The organism is Gemmatimonadota bacterium (assembly GCA_009841265.1).
In the GTDB taxonomy this organism is placed as follows: Bacteria; JAAXHH01; JAAXHH01; order JAAXHH01; family JAAXHH01; genus JAAXHH01.
Genome location: VXMB01000014.1, coordinates 698,549 through 722,999 on the forward strand (window position 1 = coordinate 698,549; position 24,451 = coordinate 722,999).

General features: G+C 62.3%; 23 protein-coding genes. 20 read left to right on the plus strand and 3 right to left on the minus strand.

Going from position 1 to position 24,451, the window contains the following annotated elements; translation table 11 throughout:
• Positions 1 to 10: 10 nt before the first annotated feature.
• The 4 genes from argH (at position 11) to F4X08_15685 (ending at position 3,781) form a co-directional block, all read left to right on the plus strand.
• Entirely contained in the window at positions 11 to 1,375 is a 1,365-nt protein-coding gene (gene argH / locus F4X08_15670; GenBank protein ID MYD27238.1) for an argininosuccinate lyase, read from the plus strand.
• A 35-nt stretch (positions 1,376 to 1,410) separates the two neighbouring features.
• On the plus strand, positions 1,411 to 2,019 hold the full coding sequence (locus tag F4X08_15675) for an N-acetyltransferase (protein ID MYD27239.1): 609 nt from the start codon (positions 1,411 to 1,413) through the stop codon (positions 2,017 to 2,019).
• 77 nt (positions 2,020 to 2,096) lie between these two features.
• Positions 2,097 to 3,266 (plus strand): nucleotidyltransferase domain-containing protein, encoded by a 1,170-nt coding sequence (locus tag F4X08_15680; protein MYD27240.1) that lies wholly within the window; start codon positions 2,097 to 2,099, stop codon positions 3,264 to 3,266.
• 53 nt (positions 3,267 to 3,319) lie between these two features.
• Positions 3,320 to 3,781, plus strand: coding sequence for a helix-turn-helix transcriptional regulator (locus F4X08_15685; protein ID MYD27241.1), 462 nt, complete (start codon positions 3,320 to 3,322; stop codon positions 3,779 to 3,781).
• Between the two features lie 48 nt (positions 3,782 to 3,829).
• Here F4X08_15685 and F4X08_15690 read toward each other — a convergent pair whose 3' ends face one another.
• The 3 genes from F4X08_15690 to F4X08_15700 all read right to left on the minus strand — a co-directional run bounded on the left by F4X08_15690 (position 3,830) and on the right by F4X08_15700 (position 6,459).
• Positions 3,830 to 4,288: a hypothetical protein gene (locus F4X08_15690; GenBank protein ID MYD27242.1), complete on the minus strand. Its 459-nt coding sequence runs from the start codon at positions 4,286 to 4,288 to the stop codon at positions 3,830 to 3,832.
• Between the two features lie 78 nt (positions 4,289 to 4,366).
• Positions 4,367 to 5,377: a Gfo/Idh/MocA family oxidoreductase gene (locus tag F4X08_15695; GenBank protein ID MYD27243.1), complete on the minus strand. Its 1,011-nt coding sequence runs from the start codon at positions 5,375 to 5,377 to the stop codon at positions 4,367 to 4,369.
• 41 nt (positions 5,378 to 5,418) lie between these two features.
• Positions 5,419 to 6,459: an Ldh family oxidoreductase gene (locus F4X08_15700; GenBank protein MYD27244.1), complete on the minus strand. Its 1,041-nt coding sequence runs from the start codon at positions 6,457 to 6,459 to the stop codon at positions 5,419 to 5,421.
• Between the two features lie 797 nt (positions 6,460 to 7,256).
• Here F4X08_15700 and F4X08_15705 point away from each other — a divergent pair.
• From F4X08_15705 to asd, 16 genes are all read left to right on the plus strand, one after another.
• The gene (locus tag F4X08_15705) at positions 7,257 to 7,544 is read left to right on the plus strand and encodes a co-chaperone GroES (protein MYD27245.1); all 288 of its coding nucleotides are present in this window, start codon (positions 7,257 to 7,259) and stop codon (positions 7,542 to 7,544) included.
• Between the two features lie 77 nt (positions 7,545 to 7,621).
• Entirely contained in the window at positions 7,622 to 9,271 is a 1,650-nt protein-coding gene (gene groL, locus F4X08_15710) for a chaperonin GroEL (protein MYD27246.1), read from the plus strand.
• Between the two features lie 89 nt (positions 9,272 to 9,360).
• Positions 9,361 to 9,750 (plus strand): zinc ribbon domain-containing protein, encoded by a 390-nt coding sequence (locus F4X08_15715; GenBank protein ID MYD27247.1) that lies wholly within the window; start codon positions 9,361 to 9,363, stop codon positions 9,748 to 9,750.
• A gap of 9 nt (positions 9,751 to 9,759) precedes the next feature.
• Positions 9,760 to 10,773, plus strand: coding sequence for a MoxR family ATPase (locus F4X08_15720; GenBank protein ID MYD27248.1), 1,014 nt, complete (start codon positions 9,760 to 9,762; stop codon positions 10,771 to 10,773).
• Complete coding sequence (locus F4X08_15725; GenBank protein ID MYD27249.1) at positions 10,770 to 11,651, plus strand: DUF58 domain-containing protein; 882 nt, start codon at positions 10,770 to 10,772, stop codon at positions 11,649 to 11,651. Before F4X08_15720 ends, F4X08_15725 begins: the two co-directional genes overlap by 4 nt.
• A gap of 112 nt (positions 11,652 to 11,763) precedes the next feature.
• Positions 11,764 to 12,711 (plus strand): ATP-binding cassette domain-containing protein, encoded by a 948-nt coding sequence (locus tag F4X08_15730; GenBank protein ID MYD27250.1) that lies wholly within the window; start codon positions 11,764 to 11,766, stop codon positions 12,709 to 12,711.
• Between the two features lie 2 nt (positions 12,712 to 12,713).
• On the plus strand, positions 12,714 to 13,487 hold the full coding sequence (locus F4X08_15735) for an ABC transporter permease subunit (GenBank protein MYD27251.1): 774 nt from the start codon (positions 12,714 to 12,716) through the stop codon (positions 13,485 to 13,487).
• Positions 13,488 to 13,499: 12 nt separating this feature from the next.
• Complete coding sequence (locus tag F4X08_15740) at positions 13,500 to 15,197, plus strand: hypothetical protein (GenBank protein ID MYD27252.1); 1,698 nt, start codon at positions 13,500 to 13,502, stop codon at positions 15,195 to 15,197.
• 13 nt (positions 15,198 to 15,210) lie between these two features.
• Entirely contained in the window at positions 15,211 to 16,989 is a 1,779-nt protein-coding gene (locus F4X08_15745) for a DUF4340 domain-containing protein (GenBank protein ID MYD27253.1), read from the plus strand.
• 1 nt (position 16,990) lies between these two features.
• Positions 16,991 to 17,986: a DUF4381 family protein gene (locus tag F4X08_15750; protein ID MYD27254.1), complete on the plus strand. Its 996-nt coding sequence runs from the start codon at positions 16,991 to 16,993 to the stop codon at positions 17,984 to 17,986.
• 7 nt (positions 17,987 to 17,993) lie between these two features.
• Entirely contained in the window at positions 17,994 to 19,001 is a 1,008-nt protein-coding gene (locus F4X08_15755) for a VWA domain-containing protein (protein ID MYD27255.1), read from the plus strand.
• A gap of 43 nt (positions 19,002 to 19,044) precedes the next feature.
• Positions 19,045 to 20,055: a VWA domain-containing protein gene (locus tag F4X08_15760; protein MYD27256.1), complete on the plus strand. Its 1,011-nt coding sequence runs from the start codon at positions 19,045 to 19,047 to the stop codon at positions 20,053 to 20,055.
• 18 nt (positions 20,056 to 20,073) lie between these two features.
• Entirely contained in the window at positions 20,074 to 20,778 is a 705-nt protein-coding gene (locus F4X08_15765; protein ID MYD27257.1) for a tetratricopeptide repeat protein, read from the plus strand.
• 63 nt (positions 20,779 to 20,841) lie between these two features.
• Positions 20,842 to 22,251: an aspartate kinase gene (locus F4X08_15770; GenBank protein MYD27258.1), complete on the plus strand. Its 1,410-nt coding sequence runs from the start codon at positions 20,842 to 20,844 to the stop codon at positions 22,249 to 22,251.
• The gene (locus tag F4X08_15775; GenBank protein ID MYD27259.1) at positions 22,238 to 23,362 is read left to right on the plus strand and encodes a hypothetical protein; all 1,125 of its coding nucleotides are present in this window, start codon (positions 22,238 to 22,240) and stop codon (positions 23,360 to 23,362) included. Before F4X08_15770 ends, F4X08_15775 begins: the two co-directional genes overlap by 14 nt.
• Positions 23,363 to 23,389: 27 nt before the next feature.
• Entirely contained in the window at positions 23,390 to 24,448 is a 1,059-nt protein-coding gene (gene asd / locus F4X08_15780) for an aspartate-semialdehyde dehydrogenase (protein ID MYD27260.1), read from the plus strand.
• Positions 24,449 to 24,451: the final 3 nt, after the last annotated feature.

Below are 24,451 nucleotides of genomic sequence, written 5' to 3' on the forward strand. Positions count from 1 at the left end.
CAGGAAAACCATGAACGACAGCCGGGACGAAGCACTCAAACGACTCATGGATGATTTCCACGCGTCCATCGACGCGGACCGCCGCCTGTTCCGCGTGGACATCAGGGGCAGCATCGCCTATGCCCGTGGGCTCGTGCGCATCGGCGTGCTCACCGCCGATGAGGGCAGGGTAATCGAAGAGGCACTGGGCGAGATCGAAGGCGAAATCGAAAGCGGCGCCTATGCGCTGACCCGGGACCTGGAAGACATCCACATGGCCGTGGAGAAACGCCTGATCGAGAAAGTGGGTCCCGTGGGCGGAAAGCTGCACACGGGCCGGAGCCGGAACGACCAGAACGCCACGGACGAGCGACTGTATCTCCGCGAGGTGGTGGACGACGTCTCCGGGTGGATCCGGGATTGCCAGGCAGCGCTGCTGGGGCTGGCCGAGCGTACCTTGGATGTCGTCTTCCCGGGGTATACCCACCTGCAGCAGGCGCAGCCGATCCGGTTCGCCCACTACGCCCTTTCGCTCCTGTTCGGGCTCCAGCGGGACCGGGAGCGTCTGGCGGACTGCCGGAAGCGGATCAACGTCATGCCCCTCGGCGCCGGGGCGATGGCGGGCAGCGCCTTCCCGATCGACCGCACGTTCCTGGCCGATGAACTGGGTTTCGACGGCATCTCGCCCAACAGTATCGACGCGGTGAGCGACCGCGATTACAACGTTGAGTTCCTCGCCGCCTGCACGACACTGATGATCCGTATCAGCCGGGCCTGCGAGGACCTGGTCATCTGGTCGTCCACGGAATTCGGGTACGTCACGCAGCATCCCCGGCTGGCCACGGGCAGCAGCATCATGCCGCAGAAGAAGAACCCGGACGCCGCCGAATTGCTGCGGGGCAAGACCGGACGCGTCGTGGGCAGCCTGGTCTCCCTCGTTACCATGCTCAAGGGCCTGCCCCACACGTACAACAAGGACATGCAGGATGAAAAGGAACCCCTTTTCGATGCGATCGACACGGTGACCGTCGCGCTGACGGTCTTCACGGCGATCTGGGAGACGCTGGAGGTAAGATGCGATCGGGTTGAAGAAAACATGGACGACGCCATGCTGGCCACGGACCTGGCGGACTACCTGACCCGGTGCGGCGTGCCGTTCAGGGAAGGACACGGCATCGTGGCCGCCCTCGTGGACGAGGCCATGAACCGTGGCTGCAGCCTGCGGGACCTGCCGATCGAGCTGTATCAGCATTATTCGGAACATTTCGACGAAGCCGTGATCGCCGGGCTCAGGTTCGACGACAGCGCCGACAAGCGCGCCTTGCCCGGCGGCACCGGTAAGGACTCCGTGCTGCGCCAGCTTGAACAGGCCCGCGAGATCATCGCGCGAGGTTAAGCAGCTGGAAAAGGTCCTAGAGATCCTGGCGCAGGATGCAATGGAGCAGAACGGCCATGAACAAAGCTGACACGTCTTTGACGCCAGCCTCGAACGGAAGCGACATCGTCATCCGTCCGGCCGTGATCGGGGACGTCCCCGAGATCATGGAGATTCTCCAACCCTATATCGAGGAGGACATCCTCCTTCCGGTATCGGTCTACCGCTTGTTCGAGCACATCAGGTACTTCGTCGTGGGCGAGCGGGACGGCCAGGTGATAGGCTGCGGTTCCCTCGTGATCGTGTGGCACGACCTGGCCGAGGTGCGGTCCCTGGCCGTCCGGAGAGGATGCCGGGGCGGCGGCGTCGGCGGGCGCATCGTCGATGAACTGATCGCGGAGGCCGAGGAACTGGGCGTCGCCCGGGTCTTCGCCCTGACCTACGAGACCAGCTTCTTCGGCCGTCACGGGTTCGAGGTGGTCGACCGCGATACCCTCCCGCACAAGGTATGGAAGGACTGTACCACCTGCGCCCGATTCACCCACTGCGACGAGATCGCGGTAGCCCGGACGCTGATCCCCGAAGACCAGCGGAAACCGGAACCCGCCCTGCCGGATATGCAGCAGGACCCCACGCTGATCATGCCTTCTCCCGCTCCTCAGTAACCAATCTCCCGCTCCCCGGCGACTCGCCTTTGACTGGCTGAAAAAGCGTGCCTGGACGATCTCCTCTATCGAACCACATGACGGAAGCAGCGAACCAGCTCGGATGGTGGCTGCGGCTTCCCCCGACCAACCTGATAGATCGCGGCGATCACGTACGTTTCCGCTACGCCCTCTACCTGATCATCCACCAGGCCGCCACAGTGCTCTACGGGATGAACGGCCTGCCGGAGACCATGTATTATCCGTCGCGGCTCGAAGGTGCGCGAAACCGGCTGAACGGGTTGTCACGGGCGCCGGAAAACGCCGGCGATGCCCTGTGGACGCTGGCGACCGAACGGGTACCTGAAAAGGCGTGGGCAGCCGCGTCCCGGCTGATGCGGGATACCCTGGTGTTGCTGCACGAATCCGGTGGCGATCATGGCACGTTGGACCAGGATATCGAGGAAGGGTCCTTCAAGCCGGATCAATCCCGGGATCCTGGTGAGCTGTACGCCCTGGCCGCCGAAATCGTGGAGAGGATCCGGCTGCTCGAGGGAACGAGCGCCGTAGCGCTGGGTGGATCCCTGGGAAGAGGTTACGCCGACCGCCAGTCGGACATCGACCTGCTCGTGTTCGGGCCGGGCATTCCCCGGGAGGCCGATCGCCGCCGGTTGATCTCGGCGTGGCCGGACATGCGGCACGGTCCCCTGATTGAGCCGGCATGTGACAGCGTGGTGCTTGACGGGGCGATGGTCCACATCCGTTACTGGACCCGGCAGACCGTGGAAGATATGCTGAAGGTGTTTCCCAGGCCGCCCGAGCAGCGGATTCTCGCCGAAGAGTTGCAGTGCTGCCATGCGCTGGTCGATCCGGATGGTCGGCTGAGGGTGTGGCAGAATGTATTGGAAAAGTTACCCGCTGAATTGGTTAAAGCGGTGATCGGTGAAGCACAGGATCGGCTGCCCCTGTTTCGGAACCAGTGGCGAACGGCACAGGGCGCTGACGACCGGGTCCACCTTTACTGTCTGGCCAACCAGGCCGTGAACGATTTGCTGATCGCGCTGTACATAAGGAATGGACGGTTTCTGAGTACGCCGCGATGGGTCCACAAAGAGATCGGAGTGTTTGATACCTTGCCAGTGGACCTGGGGGCGAATCTCTCTCGGCTCGTAGATGGGATCATCGACAGGGAAGATATGGTGGCCAGATGGACGGTACTGGAGGGTCTGTGGGACTGGCCTGAATACCTGCACACCACAGTGGAGTGATGTTTCATCCATGTTTTCCTGCGAGTTAAACCTGCAGACTGCGACTATTTACAATGACTGTTCTAACTCACAGGAAACATAAAAGGGATAATCGCGCTGGATTTGGGAGATCTCAATTGATTAAGAACGAGAGACAATATCTAATCACCAAAGCACAGTTCTCGCGATTCGTACGTACCTTGGAAGGCCTGAGCGAAGAGGTGGGGGTACATCCGCTGATCCTGAAGGCGCAGAATGATGCGGTGCGTAGCCAGCTTTGCGATTTGGAAGCAGACTTACGCGAATATGAATCATTGAAGGCAGGCGAATTCAAGTTGGATCAGCTTAAAACCGTCAAAGAGATACCGACCATGCTGATCAAAGCGAGAATCGCCCAGGGTTTGAGTCAGAAAAACTTGGCAGAGCGTCTCGGATTGAGAGAGCAGCAAATACAGCGGTACGAGGCGACTGACTATGCTTCCGCACGTCTGTCTCGAATAAGGGAAGTTGCTGGAGCGCTGGGTGTAGGTGACTAAAACTACAGATCAACATGTAACATTCCCGCAGTCGGCCACCTGCGCCCGCTAGATCCTCAGTTCCAGTCCGTCCTCGGTCTGCCTCAAGCCTTCTGATACCAGATCGTCCGAAATGCGCACAACTACGCCGGAACCCGAATCGCCGATCGGCTCGAAGGATACGCCGAGGTTTCTGTCCCTGCCCCCGGCCTGCGCGACGTCGACCACGAGCCTGTTGCGATCGGATGAAAACGTATCGAGCAGGCCTTCCGGAACGTCGACGTCATCCACGACGACGGTCAAACCCTCCGCATCCCACGATTCAATTACCCCGTCGAACCGGTTCAACGTCCATACGACCGGTTCATTCTCCTTCGTATTGAGTGAAACGATCCGTTCGTCCTCCATCACGACGCCGAGTCGCTCGCCGGCAACAAGCAGATGGGTGAGATCTTCCCTCGGTCCGCCGCATCCCATAGCGATCAGCAGGGCAGCCAGAACGAAGTATCGCATGTTTATGTGGTACATGGTCGTCTCCCGGATGCAGCGCGCCGGTTGTGCTTCGCCGCCTGAATTCGCGTACATCACGCGTGGATCCCGCCTCGATCACGCCTCCTCAATAAACCGTTCCACATCCACGAGGACCCCGTCCCGGCGTGCCGAATCCCATCCGGCCAGGATAGGTGCGAGCGATCTGAGCCCGTCGTGGTAATCGCTCTGAAGCAGATTCGGATCGTTCGACCGGACCGCCTCGACGAAGGCCTGGTCCTGGGCAAGCCACGGGTCGAAGGGATCGGCCTCGTAGACGACCTCGTCATTCACCTCGATCCGTTCATATCCGAAGACCCCCAGCCTCCCGCCGTCGAAGTAGATCTTGAAATAGGGCTCCTCGCCCGGTCCGGTCGGATCTGATTCGATGAAGGTCAGCGTCGCCGTGGCGCCTTCCGACAACTGGTAATGAAAGGACGAAGAGAGCGGCGTATGGTATTCCTCCGGATGGTACAGGAAGGCCTGGGCCTTGAGGACGTCCTGGCCGGTCATGAACCGGGTGTAGTCCGTGGCATGCACGCCCCAGTCGAAGAAACGGACGCCGCCTTTCTCCACCTGGTGCGACCATGCGGTGGGGGGAACGGCGGCCGGTTTCGGGTTATGCGCGATCTGCTGGAAGCGGACGTGCACTACGCGCTTGTCCTGGAGCAGCCGCCGGGCTTCCTGGAAGATGGGGCGGTACCGTTCCCGGAAGCCTACCGTACTGATGACGCCGCCCTTCCGCACCGCCGCGTCGATCCGCTTCGCCAGGGCCATGTCCAGGGCCTGGGGCTTCTCGCTGAAGAGCTGGATACCTCTTTCGGCCGCGGCGATTTCCACATCGGTGCGGGCGAAGGCCGGCACGATGGACCAGAGGGCATTGAGGTCTTCGGCCTCCAGCATCGCGTGGGCGTCCGTGTAGGTACGGGCAACCCCGAACTGCGCAGCCGTTTCACGCAGCGCGTCTTCGTTGATATCGCACAGCGCCGCAATCTCGACGCCGTCGATCCGGCTCAGGTTGGGCAGGTGGGTGGCCTGCGCGAACCGGCCGGTTCCGTAGACGGCCACGCGTACGGGTCTGTCGGTCATAGAGTGCTCCTGTTCCTGCGGTGCGACGCACGGATTGGGCGCTACACAGTCGGCATTTCCACGCCAAGGCCAGCCGCGGTTTCCGTGATCGTGTTCCAGGTCTTGTCCGGGATGTAGATGCCCTCGGCAAGCCGTTGTCGCCGGACGTCCTCCTCGATTTCGCCCGGTGCGTAGACCCTGTCGAATCCCGGCAGGGGTTTCGCCGAACCCACGTAGGCGACGTGGGCTTCGATTTCCGCCTTGTAGTCGGCCGGGTCCATGAAGGCTCCGATGTCCAATGCGGCGATCAGGATCCCGCCGCCGCCCTTGCCGCCCGTACATCCGGCGTTCGACAGGGGGCCGATGATCATCTCGATCATCATGGCCAGGCCGTGCCCCTTGTGGCCGAACTGCAGACCGCCCAGGGGCAGAACGGCCACCTGGTCCGGCTCGGCGTGGTACCGGCTGCCGTCGTTCACGTAGCGGCCCTGCTGGTCGATCAGCCAGCCGTCCGGCATGGGCTCGCCGCGCTCGATCTTCTGCTCCACCTTGCCGCCCGCGACCACGCTGAGCGTCATGTCCAGCATGAGGGGCGGACCCTTCTCCCGGGGCACGGCGAAGGCGATGGGCTCAGGCCGCAGGCGCCGGTCGGCGCTACCGTAGGGCGCCACGAATTCTCCGCCGCCGTTGAGGCCCACCATGCCGATCATGCCCTGTTCAGCAATTCGCGGGGGGAAGTCGCCCAACCGGCCGATGTGGGAGACGTTCCGCAGGGCGATCATGCCGATCGTGGCGCTGCGCGCCTTTTCCACCGCCAGGGACAGGGCCTTCGTCACCGCCACGATGCCGTTGGCGCCGTTCCCGTCGATCTGCGCGAATCCGAGCCGGTCCGCCACCACGATATGATCTTCCCATGGCCTGTAATCTTCCTGGAGGGACGGGACGTATCGGGGCATGAACCACACGCCGTGGGAATCGTGCCCGAGCAGGTTGCTGGTCGTCAGGTGATCGGCGAGGATGTGGGCGTCTTCCGCCGGGATGCCGGTCGCCTCGAAGATCGCGCGGCTGAGGCTGTTGAGCTTGTCGAAGGGCACTACGGGCATGGATCGACTCCTGTGATTTCCGTAAGCGTGGCGAGGTGGGAAGTGGATACAATCCTATGTATTCGGTCTTGGAATGAAAATAGTCTTCTACTGATGCATTGGAAAGAAAACGAATCCATATACGAGAACTCATGCTTAAATAACCACTGAATATATAAATGCCACTCCCAATAGAATTCATTCCGATTAAGGAAAAGGAGCAGTCAAATGTCAAAAACTCCCCAACCTCCAGAAAAAGGGTACGGACCAACTCGCAGGAACATAAACCCACGGGGATTCAGACCGAAACCTAATCCGAACAGACCTGCGAATCCGAAACCTCCCAATGTGGGTAGCGCCCTGAAACCGCCCCCCAGATCCAGGTAGTCTCTAAAGCCCCCAATCCAACATTGACTGGAACTCAAACCCCACTTCCCGGAGCGGGGTTTTTTGGTAGATGGGAATGGTCCAGGAATGTCATACTGAGCCAATCAGAAATGCGAATGCCCTTGACACGCCAGTAAGGCATGGCTAAATTGGCCTGTTATGTTATTTTGGCAATGCCATTATGGCGCGATGAGGTGCATATGACAGATTGACAGAAAACAGGAGAGCGCGGCCTTACCATCAGTCGATTCGCAACGATATTTATAACACTTTTATTAACAATAATTTAAGCTATATCTGTCAGGTTCTGTGGGCGGCGCACTCCATGGTGGCACGGAAATTGCACTGAATTAGGCGGACGAGATAATTGTTCATTATCGTGCTGATTTTAAGATCAGCGTTCTTATCACCAGTGAAAGGAGCAGGAAGCAATGAACGTACAACCTTTGGGCGACCGAGTCCTGGTCAAGCGCCTCGAGGAAGAAGAGGTACAGCGCGGCGGCATCATCATTCCCGATACGGCCAAGGAAAAGCCGCAGCAGGGCGAAGTCGTGGCGGCCGGTCCGGGGCGCGTCGGCGACAACGGCGACCGCGTGTCGCTGGAAGTCAAGGTCGGCGACAAGATCCTCTTTGGCAAGTACTCCGGCACGGAAGTCAATCTGGATGATTCCGAATACCTCATGATGCGGGAAGAGGACATCCTGGGTATCGTGTCGTAGATCATCGAGTGTCCGAACCGTAACCTTAAAGGTCCGGTTGCGGCTGAATCTGTGAATATGCAAGGAGGGTTGAACCAGTGGCGAAGCAGTTGAAATTCAGGGATGAAGCCCGGCGCTCCGTGCTGAGCGGTGTGGAGACCCTGGCCAAGGCGGTGAAGGTCACGCTGGGTCCCAAGGGCCGGAACGTGGTGCTCGACAAGAAGTTCGGTTCGCCGACCGTCACGAAGGACGGCGTGTCGGTGGCCAAGGAAATCGAATTGCAGGACCCCTACGAGAACATGGGGGCCCAGATGGTCAAGGAAGTGGCTTCGAAGACCAGCGATATCGCCGGCGACGGGACCACGACGGCCACGGTGCTGGCCGAGGCCATCTACCGAGAGGGGCTGAAGAACGTGACCGCCGGTCACAATCCCATGGCCCTGAAGCGCGGCATCGAGAAGGCCGTGGCCGCGGTGGTGGACGAGATCGAGGGGATCAGCCAGCCGACGGCCGGCAAGACCGAGATCGCCCAGGTCGCGACGATTTCCGCCAACAACGACCCCGAGATCGGCGACCTGATCGCCAATGCCATGGAGAAGGTGGGCAAGGACGGGGTCATCACGGTGGAAGAGGCCAAAAGCATGGACACCATGCTCGACGTGGTCGAAGGCATGCAGTTTGACAAGGGGTACATTTCCCCTTATTTCGTGACGGACTCCGAGCGGATGGAGTGCAGCCTCGAAGATCCCTATATCCTGATCCACGAGAAGAAGATCAGCGCGATGAAGGACCTCCTGCCCATCCTCGAGAAGGTCGTGCAGCAGGGCAAGTCCATGCTGATCATCGCCGAGGACGTGGAAGGCGAGGCCCTGGCCACGCTGGTGGTCAACAAACTGCGCGGCACCATGCGCATCTCGGCCGTCAAGGCGCCGGGGTTCGGCGACCGCCGCAAGGCCATGCTGGAGGACATCGCGATCCTGACCGGCGGCCGGGTGATCACCGAGGACATCGGCATCAAGCTGGAAAACGTGACCTTCGAAGACCTGGGCCAGGCCAAGCGCGTGGTGATCGACAAGGACGAATCGACGATCATCGAAGGCGCCGGTTCCCAGTCCGAGATCGAAGGCCGTATCGGCCAGATCCGCCGCCAGATCGATGAGACGACGTCCGACTACGACCGCGAGAAACTGCAGGAACGCCTGGCCAAGCTGGCCGGCGGCGTGGCCGTGATCAACGTCGGTGCGGCGACCGAGACGGAAATGAAGGAGAAGAAGGCCCGCGTGGAAGATGCGCTGCATGCGACGCGCGCGGCCGTGGAAGAGGGCATCGTGCCCGGCGGCGGTGTCGTGTACCTGCGGGGTTCCGGTGCGCTGGACGGGCTGCAGGTCAACGGCGACGAAGCCACCGGAGTGAGCATTCTGCGAAGGGCCCTGGAAGAGCCGCTGCGCCACATCGCGGCCAATGCCGGCGCGGAGGGTTCGGTCATCATCGAGCACGTGAAGCAGAAGGAAGGCGCCGTGGGTTACAACGCGAATTCGGGCGACTATGAAGACCTCATGTCGGCCGGCGTGATCGACCCGGCGAAGGTGACGCGCATTGCGTTGCAGAACGCTTCCAGCATCGCGTCCCTCCTGCTGACCACCGAGACCCTGGTGACGGACATTCCCGAGAAGGAGCCACCTCCCGCGCCGGGCGGTTACGGCGGAGGCGGCATGGGCGGCATGGGCGGCATGGGCGGCATGATGTAGGCCTCCAGGCCCTCCTGCCAGGCAGTTCATGTACGTGAAGACCGGCGTCGGCTGTCTTAGCCGGCGCCGGTTTTGTTAGGAAGAAACACATGCCTACCTATCAGTACCGTTGCAACGAATGCAGACACGAGTTTTCCGAATTCCAGTCGATCACGGCGGATCCCCTTTCCACCTGTCCGGAATGCGGCGGCGCCGTGAAGCGCCTCATCAGCGGCGGGGCGGGCTTCCTGTTCAAGGGCGATGGATTCTATACCACGGACTACCGGAGCGAGAACTACAAGCAGGCCGAGAAGGCCGACCGGGAGTCTTCCTCGTCCAAGTCGGACGGCGGGTCCGACGGGTCTAAATCCGACGGCGCCAAGTCCGACGGGTCCAAGTCCGACGGCGGGTCCTCCGATGCGTCGGGTTCCGGGGACACATCGAAAACCGAAGCCTCCTCGAAGACCGATTCCTCTTCCGGCCAGCCTGGCTCCAACTGAAGGATAAACATGACCACAGACAACGCGCATACACCGGACGACATCAAGGTCATCCACGACCGCATCTACGAGCAGAGCGTCTTCGTCGACCGGCTGATCTCGGAAATCGGCAAGGTGATCGTCGGCCAGCAGTACATGATCGAACGCCTCCTGATCGGCCTGCTGACCAACGGGCACATATTGCTCGAAGGCGTGCCGGGCCTGGCCAAGACCCTGGCCGTGCGCACCCTGGCGTCGACGGTCTCGGCCCGGTTCCAGCGCATCCAGTTCACGCCGGACCTGCTCCCCGCCGATCTCACGGGCACCATGATCTACCAGGCGGGCAGTGGGGAGTTCATCGCCAAGAAGGGTCCGATTTTCGCCCATCTCATCCTGGCGGACGAGATCAACCGGGCGCCCGCGAAAGTGCAGAGCGCCCTGCTGGAAGCCATGCAGGAACACCAGGTCACCATCGGAGACGAGACTTTTCCGCTGGAGGACCCCTTCCTGGTACTCGCCACGCAGAACCCCATCGAGCAGGAAGGGACCTATCCCCTTCCGGAGGCCCAGGTCGACCGCTTCATGCTCAAGCTGACGACGACCTATCCCCGCAAGGAAGAGGAGCTTGAGATCCTGAATCGCATGACTTCCGGCGAACCGGCGGAAGTGGACCAGGTCGTTTCGCTGGAGGATATCGTCCGGGCGAGATCAATCATCAACCGGGTCTACATGGACGACAAGATCAAGCAGTACATCGTCGACCTCGTCTTTGCGACCCGAAACCCTGAAGAATACGGCGAACTCGCCGAAATCCGCGACCTGGTGGAATACGGCGCTTCGCCCCGGGCGACGATCTACCTGGCGACGGCCGCGCGCGCGCACGCCTTCCTGCGCCGCAGGGGCTACGTGACGCCCGAGGACGTGAAGTCGATCGGGATGGACGTGATGCGCCACCGCGTCATCGTCACTTACGAAGCCGAGGCCGAGGACATGACCTCGGAACAGATTCTTCAGCGCGTCTTCGACTGCGTAGAGATCCCTTGATACCCAGGCAGATCCTCCAGAAGATCCGGCAGATCGAGATCCGGACCAAGCATCTCGTGAACGACGTGTTCAGCGGCGAGTACCACAGCGTCTTCAAGGGACGCGGTATGGAGTTCGCCGAGGTGCGAGAATACGAACCGGGCGACGAGATCCGGTCGATCGACTGGAACGTAACCGCCCGCCTGGGACGTCCCTATATCAAGCGCTTCATCGAGGAACGGGAGCTGACGGTCATTCTCATGGCCGACGTCAGCGCATCGGGCCACTTCGGCACGGTGAACCAGATGAAGAGCGAGATCACCGCGGAGATTTGCGCGCTGCTGGCCTTCGCGGCGATCCAGAACAATGACCGCGTCGGCCTGCTCATGTTCACCGACCAGATCGAGAAGTTCATCCCGCCGAAGAAGGGACGGACCCACATCCTGCGGGTGATCCGGGAAGTGCTTTACACACAGCCCGGTCACACCGGCACCGACCTGACGCAGGCGCTCGAATACCTGAACCGGTTGCTGACGCGCCGGAGCATCGTTTTCATCCTGTCCGATTTCCTGACAGAGGACTACATGAAGCCTCTGCGCGTGGCCAGCAAGCGGCACGACGTGGTCGCCGTCACGATCACGGACCCGAGGGAACTCAGCCTGCCCGGCGTCGGCCTGATCGAATTGCAGGACGCGGAGACGGGCGAAGAGGTGCTCGTCGACACCGGCGACGCCAGTTGGCGCAGGCAGTATGCCGAATACAACGAAGCCCTCCGCGAGGCGCGCGACCAGCAGTTCCGGGTGACCGGAGTAGACGCCATCCACATCCGCACGGACGAGCCCTACATCGATCCGCTGCTGCAGTTCTTCAAGCTGCGCGAACGCAAATTCGCGCGGTGATCGGATGGCAACAAAGGCTTGCTTTACATCACTTTGTGTCATAAATTAGGATACTTTGAAAATCGCTGCGCGTTTTGCGCGAAGGTTGTGACAGCGGCGCTGGGAGTCTGACGTGATAGAAGTAAAGGACCTGACCAAGAAGTACGGCAATTTCACCGCGGTCCGGGACGTGAGTTTCGAGGTCGAAAAGGGCGAGATCCTCGGGTTCCTCGGACCGAACGCCGCCGGCAAGACCACGACCATGCGGGTGCTGACGTGCTTCATGCCCGCGACGGCCGGCACCGCCCGGGTGGCGGGGTTCGACACGTTCCGCCAATCCCTCGACGTGCGCCGCAGGGTGGGATACCTGCCGGAGAACGTACCCCTCTACCTGGACATGCGGGTCCGCCCTTACCTGGAATTTATCGCCAAAATCAAGGACATCCCGTCCCGTGATCGCCGGAGGGCCGTCAACCGCGTGATCGAGCTGGCCGCCCTGGAAGAAGTCGAGCACCGGATCATCGGCCACTGTTCCAAGGGGTTTCGCCAGCGGGTGGGCCTGGCCCAGGCGCTGATCCACGATCCGGACGTCCTGATCCTGGACGAGCCGACCAACGGCCTCGACCCCAAGCAGATCAACGAGGTCCGGGAGGTGATCAAGGGCCTGGCCGGGGACCATACCATCATTCTGAGCAGCCATATTCTGCCCGAGGTGAGCAAGACCTGCGAGCGCGTGGTCATTATCGACCAGGGCCGTATCGTGGCCGGGGACACGCCGGCCAACCTGGACGCGCGGCTGCGGGGCTCGCAGTCCATCTCCGCACAGATCCGGGGACCGGTCAGCGAGGTGATGGACCTGTTGAAGGAAAAGGAGGGCGTCGTAGACGTGAAGACCAGGTCTTCCATCGGCGACGGCCTCTGGCAGTACGACATCGACGTCCAGCCGGGACGGGATCTCCGTTCCGAGGTGGCATCGTCGGTGGTCGGCAAAAACTGGGACCTCGTGGAACTCACCACGGCCGGCATGAGCCTGGAGGAGATCTTCCTCGAGCTGACGACCCAGGAAGAGGAGGGCGACTGACGATGCAGGGATTGCTGGCCATATGGGGACGTGAATTGAAGGCCTATTTCATTTCACCCATCTTCTACGCCCTTTCGACCGTATTCATTTTCATCGTAAGCTTCATGTTTTTCTATAGCTTACAGAGCTACACCCAGTATTTCATGCAGGTCGCGCAGTACCCGACCATGATGGAGCGCATCAACATCAACGAGATGATCATGCGCCCGCTGTTCAATACCATGAGTTTCGTGGCCGTGCTGACGCTCATGCCCATGCTCACCATGCGGGTCTTTTCCGAGGAGAAGAAGACCGGTACGATCGAGCTGCTGCTGACCTCGCCGGTCCGCGACTGGCACGTGATCCTCGGCAAGTTCCTGGCGGCCTTCACCCTGTACACGGCCATGATCGGGCTGACGCTCATCTACCCGATGGTGCTCCAGGTGTACGGCGATCCGGACTGGGGCCCCATTTGGGCCGGCTACCTCGGTCTCGTGCTCCTCGGGGGCGGCGTGATCACCATCGGGCTCTTCGCCTCCTCGCTGACGGAGAACCAGATCGTGGCCGCCGTGATCTGCTTCGGCGCCGCGCTCATACTCTGGATGATGGATGTAGCGGCGGAATCGATGACCGGTATGCTGGGCGAGGTAGTCGGATACCTGTCCGTGCTGAGGCACTACAATACCTTCGAGAAGGGGATCATCGACTCGACGGACTGCCTCTTTTTCCTGAGTTTCATCTTCCTGGGCCTGTTCATTACGGTCCGGTCGGTTGAATCGACCCGCTGGCGGGGTTGACGCCGGTACCGAATGGACGCCGGTTCCGAATGGACGACCGGTCCTGCGCACTCAAGCTGCCTGCAGTATGAAAATGGGAGAAAACCGTACATGAGGAGTCTCGTTTCAACCGCCGGATACCTGGGGCTCATCCTGATCCTGGTCAGCGGGTACCTCTACGCCTCGGATGCGACGACGCCGCGCACGGTCCTGATCGTCCTGCTGGCCGGCCTGGCGATCGGATCGGCCTGGCTGGTCCTCGAGTGGGAGACGGTGTGGAACCTGCTGGGGCGGCGCACCACGCGGTACGGCGCCAACACCGCGGTCCTGGTCCTGCTGGTGATCGGCATCCTGGCCTTCGTGAACCTGATCGGCGCGCGGTACTCCCAGCGATACGATACGACCGCCAACAAGCGGTTCAGCCTCGCGGACCTGTCCATCAGCGTGCTGGAAGACCTCGGCCAGGACGTACACATCGTTGGATTCTTCAGATCCGGCGGGCCCGAAGCCATGCAACGGCACCAGATCGACGATATGCTGAACCAGTTTCAGTACCACACGGACCACATTACCTACGAATTCATCGACCCCGATCTCGAACCCAGCATCGCCCGCCAGTACAACATCTCCGCCTACGGGACGATCGTGTTCGAAAGCGAGGGCAAGACCGAACACATCAACCGCTACCTCGAAGCGAACGTGACCAACGCGCTGGTCAAGGTCACGCGGGAAGGCCAGAAGACCATCTACTTCCTGGAAGGCCACGGCGAGCACAACGTCAACCTGACCGACCAGGCCGGCTACAACAGGTTGCTCCAGCTGCTCGAGAACCAGAGCTACGTCGTCCGGAGTTTCTCGCTGCTCAGCGAAGTGGAAGTCCCGGCAGACTGCAGCGTCCTCGTGGTCGCGGGTCCCCGCACCAACCTGGTGGGTAACGAGCAGGAAGCCATTCGCGACTACCTGGACCGCGGCGGCCGTGCCCTGTTCCTGATCAATCCCGACTTCCCGGAGGATAGCGCCGACCTGTCGGCGCTCCTCGCCCACTGGAAGGTGCGGATCGGCGAGAACGTGGTGATCGACGAGAGTGCCGTGGGGCGCTTGCCCGGCATGAACGAGTACATGCCGGCCGTCATGCAGTACCCGGCCCATCCCATCACGCGCCCGCTCGGAAGCACCGTGAGTTTCTTTCCGCTGGTGCGGTCCGTCGAACCGGCGTCGGCCTCCGACGACACCGTGGAGATCCAGACCATCGCCATGACCAGTGCCCGCAGCTGGGCGGAGACCACGCTGCCGGGATCGCCGGAAGAAGCCGTGGAATACACACCGGCACTGGACCCGCAAGTGGACGAGCCCGGTCCCGTGTCCATCGCAGTGGCCATCACGGCCGTCCCCAGGGCGCTGCCCCGCAGGGACATGCGGACGCTGACGCCCCAGGAGATGGCGATGCGGCCGGAGGAGCACGAGCTGAAGACCCGCATCGTGGTCGTCGGCAACTCGGCTTTTGCCAACAATACCTATATCAGGCTGCCGGGCAACGGCGACCTGGCGCTGAACATCCTCAACTGGCTCGCCCAGGAGGAGGACCTGCTCGCGATCCGACCCAAGTCCAGCGACACCAGGCTGGTTCAGATCTCGCTGAGCCAGATGCGGGATATCTTCATCGTCACCGGCATCCTGTCGCCCATCGGCATCCTGATCGCGGGCGTCGTGGTGTGGTGGAGAAGGAAATAGGAGGCGAAGCGCCGTGAGTGGTGGACGGTACACGATCGTGCTGGCCGTGATCCTGGGATTGCTGGCGGCCGTTTTCTTCCTCTTCGTGCTCGAGGAAGAAGAAGTCGCGGTAGCCGAGCGGGTGTTCGAGCTCAACGCGGAAGAGGTCGTCGAGATCAGGGTGGCCGTGGACGGCGCGGTCACCACGATCGAGAAGGTCCCGCTGGAAGGCTGGGTGATTACCGATCCGGTCCGTTACGCGGCGGACCCGGACATCGTGGTTACGCTGCTGCGGGAATTCTCCGCCCTGTCCCCGGCCCGGACCATCGCCGATTCGGCGGAGGTCCTTTCGGAGTACGGCCTCGAGCGACCGTCGGCGTCCGTCGAGGTCATCCGGGGTCTCGACAAGTCCATGGTATTGCTGCTGGGAGACGTGAACCCGACGGGCGCGGCCCACTACGCCGTGGAACAGGGCACGCGGCGGGTGTTTCTCATCTCCGCGCAGATCAACGGGAACCTGCGCAAGACGACCGATGCGCTGCGGGACCGCAGGATGATGCGGGTCGAACAGGACGAGGTGGAGGAGATTGTCCTCGAAAAAGGCGACCGCCGCGTAGTCCTCAGGCTTGACCCCTTCGGGACCTGGCGCGTGGAAGCGCCCTACCGGCTGCCGGCGGAGCGCGATGAAGTGATCAACGCGTTGGGTACAATCATCAACGCCACGGCCATTGCCTTCATCGACGACGCGCCGTCTTCGCTTGCAGGATACGGCCTGGCGGATCCGGTAATGACGGCGACCGTGAAATCCGGCGACGGCAGCGTCCTCCATTCGCTTTCACTGGGCAATGAGGAGATGGGCCAGGTCTACGCCATGACCAGCGAAAGGCGCAATGTATACTCGGTCTCGACGTCGATCCCACGGCAACTGGACCGGGAACCCGATTTCTACCGGCGTCTCACGGCCTTCGATTTCCAGTCCTACAGGGTCCCCACTTTTTCGATGAACATCGGAGACGAGAACGTGACGCTGGTCAAGCATGCCTTTGAGGACTGGCGGATGACGTCGCCCTACGCGCTGAGAGCGAATGACCAGTTCATCACGGCCATGCTGGACAGCCTGGAGATCATGCGCGTGCGGGACCACATCCCGGCGACGGCCGCGAACAGCGCGGCGTACGGTTTCGAGCAACCGGTCGCCCGCCTTTCGCTTACGATCGATGACCGGGTAAACCCCCAGGAAATCATGGTCGGGACGGACTCCGGCGACGGGCAGTACACCTACGTCTTGGATCCAGCGGAAGAATGGATCTACGCGGTGGACGCTGCCAGCCTGCAGCGCATGCCGGCCTCCGCGATCGAGTTGCGCGACAACAAGATACTGCGGTTCAAGGGCTACGAGGTGCACATGTTCGAAGTGGTCACGCCCGACGACCGGCTGCGGGTGCGCCGCGACCAGAAGCAGCGAGTCGTGTGGAAACTGGAAGAGCCTTCAACGGGCGACGCGGACGCGATCTCGGTCGGCCGGGCCTTCAGCGAACTGGATTCACTGTATTCGGAGGCCTTCGTAACGGCGGACCCCGATGCGGACCTGGAAACATTCGGACTGGACCGGCCGGTCATGGAACTTACGTTGCAGGTCGGGGGCCGGGACAACGTGCCGGAAGAACGCATTTCGCTCCTGGTAGGCAGATCCCTCCCCGGGGACGAGAGCCTGGTCTACGTCAAGCAAAGGAACAGCCCCGTCGTGTCCCTGGCCAGGGCCGGGTTCATAGCCCGGATCAACGAAATGGTCGCCCAGACACCGAAATCGTGACGTGAGGCGGCATGCGGTGAGGCGTTCCTGTTTACTCGCCACCGTCCTGGTGGCCGTCGCGACGGACCCGGTCGACACCGGAGCCTTCCCGGGACCGCAGGAAGGAGATCCCGGGTTTTCGATCGAGGCCTCAGTGGACCGCGACCGGATTACCGTGGGCGATCCCTTCCTGTACCGGGTCACCGTGAAGAGTCCCGGCAACTCCGCCATCGAATGGCCGGAATCCGGGACGCCTCCGGAAGGTTTCGATCTCCTGTCCTTCGAGCATGCAGGACCCCTGTCCGGACCCGGTGACGCGAACATCGATCTGCTCCGGTACGAACTCACCCTGTACCGGACCGGCGAGCATTCCATCCCGCCCTTTGCGCTCAAGTGCGTCCTGTCGGATGGCACCGAATTATCCGCCGAATCAGAGGCCATTCCGTTTTCCGTCGTCAGCGTAATAGACGATGATGCCGCGGATATACGCGATCTGAAGTCCCCGGTGGACATCCCCGGCGGGACGCCCTGGTACTACTGGCTGATCGCCGGACTGGTGTTGCTCGCCGTCGCGGCGGCCGTCTTCCTGTACATCAGGCGCCGGAGGAAACGGGAGGATCCGCAAGGTACGGTCCCGGAGATCGAACGCCCGCCCGAAGAGATCGCCCTGGAAGAACTGGAACGGCTGGCCCTGAAGGAATGGCTGGCAAAGGGACGCGTGAAAGCCCACTATTCCGCGCTTTCGGAAATCCTGCGCCGGTACCTGTCCGGACGCTACGGGATAGCCGCGATGGAATACACGACCTCCGAGCTGCTGACGGCATTGAACGCGCGCCAGGTCGGCCACGAAGAATCCCGGGTCGTCCGGGAACTCTTCGAAGAATGCGACATGGTCAAATACGCCAGGTTCACGCCGGAAACGCATCGGCAGTCGCTTTCGCTGCGGGAAGGACGGGAGATCGTCGAGCTGACACGTCCGCCCGAAGTATCGGAAGTCACTGAGCCGGCAAAGGATTGATGCTCCCATGTTTTTCTCCACGCCCATGATCCTGGTGTTGCTCTTGATCCTGCCGGTGCTTCTATGGACGTACCGCCGGCGATTGAAGGCACGCCGGGGCGGACTGAGCTTCTCGGACATCTCTTTTGTCAACCGGTTGGAGCCCGCGTCCGCCCTGAAGTTCCGCCACGTTCCCACCGCGCTGCGCACCATGGCCATCGGCCTGGCCATCCTCGCCCTGGCCCGCCCGCAGACCGGCACTGAAGGCGCGGAAGTGATGACGGAGGGGATTGACATCGTTCTGGCGCTCGATATATCCGGGAGCATGGGGGCGGAAGACTACAAGCCACGCAACCGGCTTTTCGTGGCCAAGTCCGTGATTTCCGACTTTATCCGGGAACGGACGAACGACCGGATCGGCATGGTGGTCTTCGCGGGACGGAGCTTCACCCAGTGCCCGCTGACGCTGGATTACGACGTGTTGCTCGGCCTGCTGGACCAGGTGGAGATCGGGTTGACCGAAGACGGCACGGCGATCGGGATGGGCATTGCCAATTCCGTCAACCGTCTGCGGCAGAGCGCCGCCGAAAGCAAAGTGGTCATTCTGCTTACCGACGGCGTGAACAACACGGGGGCGATCGACCCCATCACCGCGGCCAAGGCGGCCGACGCGCTGGGGATCAAGATCTACTCGATCGGGATCGGGAAAGAGGGCGGCGCGCCCATCCCAGTCGACGATCCCGTGCTGGGCCGCACGTACGCGCGCAACCGGGACGGCAGCCTCGCCCTCACGGAAATCGATGAAGGGACGCTCAGGGAGGTCGCGCGAATTACGGGAGGGTTCTATTTCAAGGCGACCGATGCCGAGATGCTGTCCCACATCTACCAGCGGATAGACGCGCTGGAACGTACGGAGATGAAGGTCATCGCCTACTCGAGGTACACCGAACTGTTCGGGTATTTCCTATTGCCGGCCATGTTTCTCATACTGGCGGATATCGTGCTGTCGCACACCCGGCTGAGAAGACTGCCGTAGCACGTACGGCCCGGTGGCGGCGTGTAACGGCCGAGGAGCCGACATGCAGTTTGCACAACCTGAATTCCTCTATCTCCTGGCGGCCGCGCCCCTGCTCGTCCTGTTCTTCGCCGCGCGGTTCCGGCGCAGGCGCGAAGCCCTCAGGCAACTGGGAGAACCGGAACTGATCGGCAGGCTGTCCCGTTCAACCGTGGCGAGAAGACAGTCGGTCAAGGCGGCCCTCTTGCTCTTTGCCCTGATCTGTTTCGTGCTGGCCCTCGCCCGGCCGCAGTTCGGGACCCGGTCCGAAACCGTGCGCCAGACCGGGTTCTCGGTCATGGCCGCGCTGGACGTTTCCAACAGCATGCTGGCCGAGGATGTCCGGCCGAACCGCCTCGTACGGGCCAAGTACGCCGTCCGGTCCCTGGTTGGGAAGCTTCGTAACGACCGGATCGGCCTGGTGGTATTCGCCGGGTCCGCTTTTCTCCAGTGCCCGCTGACCACCGATTACAGCATCGTGGACCTCTTTCTGGACGGCATCGATACCCGGACCGTGGGTACCCAGGGTACGGCCATCGCGGAGGCGCTGCGCATCGCGGGCCGGTCGTTTCGGCAGGATCACAAGGGGTACAAGGCCGTCGTGCTGATCACCGACGGAGAAGACCACCAGGAAGACCCGCTCGCCATTGCTTCGGAACTGGCGGCCCAAGGGGTCCGCGTCTACGTGGTGGGCATCGGTACGCCGCAGGGCGTACCCATACCGGTCACGGACGAGGACGGCAGGGTCGCCGGCCACATGCGGGACCGGTCCGGCGCGGTGGTCATGAGCCGCCTGGACGAGTCCACGCTGCGACATATCGCGGAAACGACCGGAGGAGCCTACTACAGGGCCTCGCCCGGTGGAGAGGAGATGGACCTGGTATACGACACCATCGCATCACTGGAGAAAGCGGAGTTCGAGAGCAGAGAATTTACGCAGTATGTTGAACGTTTCCAGTATATATTGTTTTTCGGCCTGCTGCTCCTGGTCGCGGATACCGTGATCCGGGACCGCGGCCTGCTCGACGAATCGTAGGGAACGGAAACCGAAGCCATGAGCGCAATCCTGGTCATCCTGTTGTTTCTCGGCTGGCAGCCGGCCGTGAAGAACGCCCGCGGCAACGTACTGTATCAACAGGAAAAATACGATGAGGCGCTGGCGGCCTATGACGAGGCGCTGGCGGAGGACGGCGAGAACCCGGCACTGCATTACAACCGGGGCAACGCACTGTACCGCTCCGACCAGCATCCCTCGGCTGTACAGGCCTATGCGAACGCGGTAGACGGCGAGGCGCCGGTCGGTGGCCGGGCCCAGTACAACATGGGGAACAGCCTCTATCGCATGGGCCTGCTGAAGGATTCCATCGAGGCGTACAAGGCGGGCCTGCGGATCGAGCCGGACGACATTGACATGAAATACAACCTGGAATACGTAATGCGGCAGCTTCAGCAGCAGGAGGAACAGGAACGCAGAAACGCACAGGACCGGCAGCAGGATCCGGAGGATCAGGCTAACCAGGATGCCCAGGACAACCGGGATGACCCGGACGACCCGGACGACCAGAACGACCCGAACGACGGGGGACCGGAACCCGATGAAGAGGAAAGCCCGAAAGCGCCTCCGCCGCCCCGTGAAGGGGAACTGAGCAGGGCGGAAGCGGAACGCCTGCTGAACGCCCTGAACAAGGACGAGCAGGACATCCAGCGCCGGCTGCGCAGACAACAGGCCACGCAGGTCAATCCGGAGAAAGACTGGTAACCGGTCCGGGGGTCGGGCTGACCAGGCGGACCGGGCAGACCGGGGAATCGCAATGGTAGTCCTATGATTGTCATGAAATTCGGCGGCACTTCCGTAGGCGGCGCGGACGCTATTCGTCAAGTCGTCGAGATCGTCGCGAACTACCGCGAACACGATATGGTGGTGGTCCTGTCCGCCATGAGCAAGGTGACCGACGCGCTCCGTGCCATGGCGGCGCAGGCCTGCGAGGGTACGGAGCCCACGGCCTCCCTTTCTGCGCTGAGGAAACGCCACGAGGAGACGATCCATGCCCTGGCCGAAGGAAAAGAGCGGGAACAGGCTCTCGAGGTCTGTGCCGGGCTCATCGACGAACTGACGGGCATCCTGCACGGCATCACACTGCTCAGGGAGCTTTCCCCCCGTTCGGCCGACCTGGTCAGCTCCTTCGGCGAGCGCCTTTCCGTGGTCGTCGTCTCGGCCGCGCTCAGGTCGGCCGGCCTGTCGTCCCTGCCCGTCGACGCGCGGGAGTATGTGAAGACGAACGAGCGCTACACCGAGGCGGAGGTTAATTTCGCCGAGACGGACCGGCGGCTTTCGGCGGACCTGGCGCCGATGGTATCGAGTGCTCGCATACCGATCGTAACGGGGTTTATCGGATCCACCGACGAAGGCGTGACCACGACCCTCGGGCGGGGCGCTTCGGACTACACCGCCTCCCTGGTCGCCAGTGCGCTGCAGGCTGAGGAAGTATGGATCTGGACGGACGTGGACGGCGCGATGACGGCCGACCCGAGGATCGTCGAGGACGCCCGCGTCCTCAAGGAGATTTCGTATCTCGAGGCCTCGGAGATGTCCTATTTCGGCGCCAAGGTACTCCATCCCATGACCATGCTGCCCGCGGTGAAACAGGAGATTCCCATCCGGATACGGAACACCTTCCGGACCGGGCACAGCGGTACGCTCATCACTTCGCGCACCCGCGCCGCACCGCTGGGCGTGAAAGCCGTAACGAGTATCGACCGGCTCTGCCTGATCATGGTCGAGGGCACCAGCCTGAGCCGGACGCCGGATACCCACGCGCGGCTGTTCAAGACCACGGCGGACCGCAAGACCCAGGTCATCATGATCACGCAGGCTTCCTCTGAACACGACATCTGCCTGGTCGTCGGCGAAGGAGACGGCCCGGGAACGGTCCAGGCGCTGAAGGAAGAATTCCGTCACGAGGTCGCCGAAGGCAGCCTGGAGGAAATCTCGGTTCAATCCGACCTGGCCGTGGTGGCCGTGGTCGGCGGCGGCATGAAGGGCACACCGGGCATCGCGGCCCGCACATTCGGCATTCTCGGCGAACAAGGAATAAACATCATCGCCATCGCCCAGGGTTCGTCGGAGCTGAACATTTCATTCATCATCGGCCGGGACGACCTGCGGAAGACCGTCCAACTGGTGCACGCGTCCTTCGGACTGGGAGGGGACGGAGATTTTGAGCACGATTAATCTGTTTCAATTCGGCAAGGGCAATATCGGCGGTGCCTTGATCCGGCAGGTGGCGGACCGCGCCGGTTCTTTGGCCGAAACCACCGGCCTTTCCTTCGAATACATCGGCATCTGCGGCCGGAACCGGCTGATTTTCAATCCAGGAGGGCTCAACAAGGCGTTAAGCGGCCCCGGCGGCCTGGACCGACTGCTCGAAGACGGGGACAGCCGCAAGGACTACCCGGGCGCGGCCGCCATGATCGATCGCCTGCTGGGCGGTCCGGGCGGTCCGGGCGATCCGCCCGTGAACCTGTGCGTCGTCGACACCACGTCCGCCGAAATGACGGAAGTGCACCTGGCCTGCCTTCGCCGGGGCGTACCGGTCGTGACGGCCAACAAGAAGCCCATCACCGACCGGAGCGCCGCCTACGAAGAGATCCGGCGGCTCGGCCGCGCCGACCGGATGCGGTACTGGTACGAAACGACCGCCGGCGCCGGCCTGCCCATCGTCAGCACCGTCAGGGAACTGGTGGATACCGGGGACGAGGTAACGCGGATCGCGGGATGCCTGAGCGGCACGCTGGGATATATCTGTTCCCAGCTCGACCACGGCCGGACCTTCTCCGAGATCGTGCGGGAGGCAAAGGAACTCGGGTACACGGAACCCGATCCACGGGACGACCTGAACGGGATGGACGTGGCCAGGAAGGCCTTGATCCTGGCCCGTGAGATCGGATACCGCCTTGAACTCGACGACCTGGAGATCGAAGGCATGGTCTCCAACGCGCTGCTGGACGCACCGTCGGTGGACGCGTTCATGGCCATGCTGACCGGCGAAGACACGGCCTACGCGCAGCGGGTCGAATCCGGCGGAGATCGCGGCCAGGTGCTGCGGTACGTCGCCACGGTGGGAGAAGGCACGTGCCGGGTAGGCCTCGAAAACGTGGACCGGGAGAGTCCCCTGGGAAGCCTGGCCGGTCCGGACAACATGGTTGTGTGCACCACGAAGCGGTACCGGGACAACCCGCTGATCGTGCGGGGACCGGGCGCGGGGCCGGAGGTCACGGCGGGCGGCCTGTTCGGAGACCTGATCAAGGCGGCAAGGGCGCTGCCGGGCAGCGATCATCCATGACCTTCATTCCAGATCCGGGAGCATGAAATGTCGACGAATGAAATCAAAGTAGGGGTCCTTGGCGCTACCGGGGCGGTCGGGCAGCGGTTCGTCCAGTTGCTCGAAGACCATCCGTGGTTCAGGATAACCGCCGTCGCGGCCTCGGAGCGGTCTGCCGGCAAACCCTACGCGGAAGCCGTGACCTGGCGGCTGGACACGCCGGTCCCGGAGTCCGTGCGCGCGCTGCCCGTCGCGCTTTGCGAACCGGGACTGGACTGCGACCTGGTGTTTTCGGGCCTGGATTCCGCGGTGGCCGGTCCGATCGAGGCGGCCTTCGCGGCGGCCGACTACGCCGTCGTCAGCAATTCGAAGAACCACCGCATGGACGAGGACGTGCCGCTGCTCGTTCCCGAGGTCAACGGGGACCATTGCGCGATCATCGACTATCAGCGCAGACGCAGGGGGTATAACCGCGGGTTCATCGCGACCAATCCGAACTGCTCCACCATCGGCCTTACGATGGCGCTCAAGCCGATCGTCGAACGCTTCGGCATACGGCAGGTCGCGGTCACCACCCTGCAGGCCCTGTCCGGGGCCGGTTACCCGGGCGTCCCCTCCCTCGAGATCCTCGATAACGTGCTTCCCTACATCGGGGAAGAAGAAGACAAGATGGAGCGGGAAACCCTGAAGCTGCTGGGCAGGTTCAGGGACAACCGGATCGAGCATGCCGGGATCGTCGTGAGCGCGCAATGCAACCGGGTACACGTCCAGGACGGCCACATGGAATGCGTTTCCGTCGCCCTGGAGAACAAGACCGATACGAACAGTCTCGCCGAGGCGTTGCGCAACCACCGGGGACCGCCCCAGGAACTCGGCCTGCCCTTCGCTCCGGCGCGCCCGGTCATCGTACGCGATGAACCGGACCGGCCGCAGCCGAGGATGGACCGCGACGCCGAAAACGGCATGGCCGTGACGGTGGGCCGGATCCGGCCCTGTCCTGTGCTGGACATGAAATTCGTGTTACTTTCACACAACACCGTCCGGGGGGCCGCGGGTACGTCCATCCTGAACGCGGAGTTCCTGCGGACCCAGGGATACCTGGATTGAACC

What these genes read in the sequence shown, in the direction of transcription:
- argH (MYD27238.1), top strand. Translation starts at nt 11, where the DNA reads ATGAACGACAGCCGGGACGAAGCACTCAAACGACTCATGGATGATTTC.
- F4X08_15675 (MYD27239.1), top strand. Translation starts at nt 1,411, where the DNA reads ATGCAATGGAGCAGAACGGCCATGAACAAAGCTGACACGTCTTTGACG.
- F4X08_15680 (MYD27240.1), top strand. Translation starts at nt 2,097, where the DNA reads ATGACGGAAGCAGCGAACCAGCTCGGATGGTGGCTGCGGCTTCCCCCG.
- F4X08_15685 (MYD27241.1), top strand. Translation starts at nt 3,320, where the DNA reads ATGACTGTTCTAACTCACAGGAAACATAAAAGGGATAATCGCGCTGGA.
- F4X08_15690 (MYD27242.1), bottom strand. Translation starts at nt 4,288, where the DNA reads ATGTACCACATAAACATGCGATACTTCGTTCTGGCTGCCCTGCTGATC.
- F4X08_15695 (MYD27243.1), bottom strand. Translation starts at nt 5,377, where the DNA reads ATGACCGACAGACCCGTACGCGTGGCCGTCTACGGAACCGGCCGGTTC.
- F4X08_15700 (MYD27244.1), bottom strand. Translation starts at nt 6,459, where the DNA reads ATGCCCGTAGTGCCCTTCGACAAGCTCAACAGCCTCAGCCGCGCGATC.
- F4X08_15705 (MYD27245.1), top strand. Translation starts at nt 7,257, where the DNA reads ATGAACGTACAACCTTTGGGCGACCGAGTCCTGGTCAAGCGCCTCGAG.
- F4X08_15715 (MYD27247.1), top strand. Translation starts at nt 9,361, where the DNA reads ATGCCTACCTATCAGTACCGTTGCAACGAATGCAGACACGAGTTTTCC.
- F4X08_15720 (MYD27248.1), top strand. Translation starts at nt 9,760, where the DNA reads ATGACCACAGACAACGCGCATACACCGGACGACATCAAGGTCATCCAC.
- F4X08_15735 (MYD27251.1), top strand. Translation starts at nt 12,714, where the DNA reads ATGCAGGGATTGCTGGCCATATGGGGACGTGAATTGAAGGCCTATTTC.
- F4X08_15740 (MYD27252.1), top strand. Translation starts at nt 13,500, where the DNA reads ATGGACGCCGGTTCCGAATGGACGACCGGTCCTGCGCACTCAAGCTGC.
- F4X08_15755 (MYD27255.1), top strand. Translation starts at nt 17,994, where the DNA reads ATGTTTTTCTCCACGCCCATGATCCTGGTGTTGCTCTTGATCCTGCCG.
- F4X08_15760 (MYD27256.1), top strand. Translation starts at nt 19,045, where the DNA reads ATGCAGTTTGCACAACCTGAATTCCTCTATCTCCTGGCGGCCGCGCCC.
- F4X08_15765 (MYD27257.1), top strand. Translation starts at nt 20,074, where the DNA reads ATGAGCGCAATCCTGGTCATCCTGTTGTTTCTCGGCTGGCAGCCGGCC.
- F4X08_15770 (MYD27258.1), top strand. Translation starts at nt 20,842, where the DNA reads ATGATTGTCATGAAATTCGGCGGCACTTCCGTAGGCGGCGCGGACGCT.
- asd (MYD27260.1), top strand. Translation starts at nt 23,390, where the DNA reads ATGTCGACGAATGAAATCAAAGTAGGGGTCCTTGGCGCTACCGGGGCG.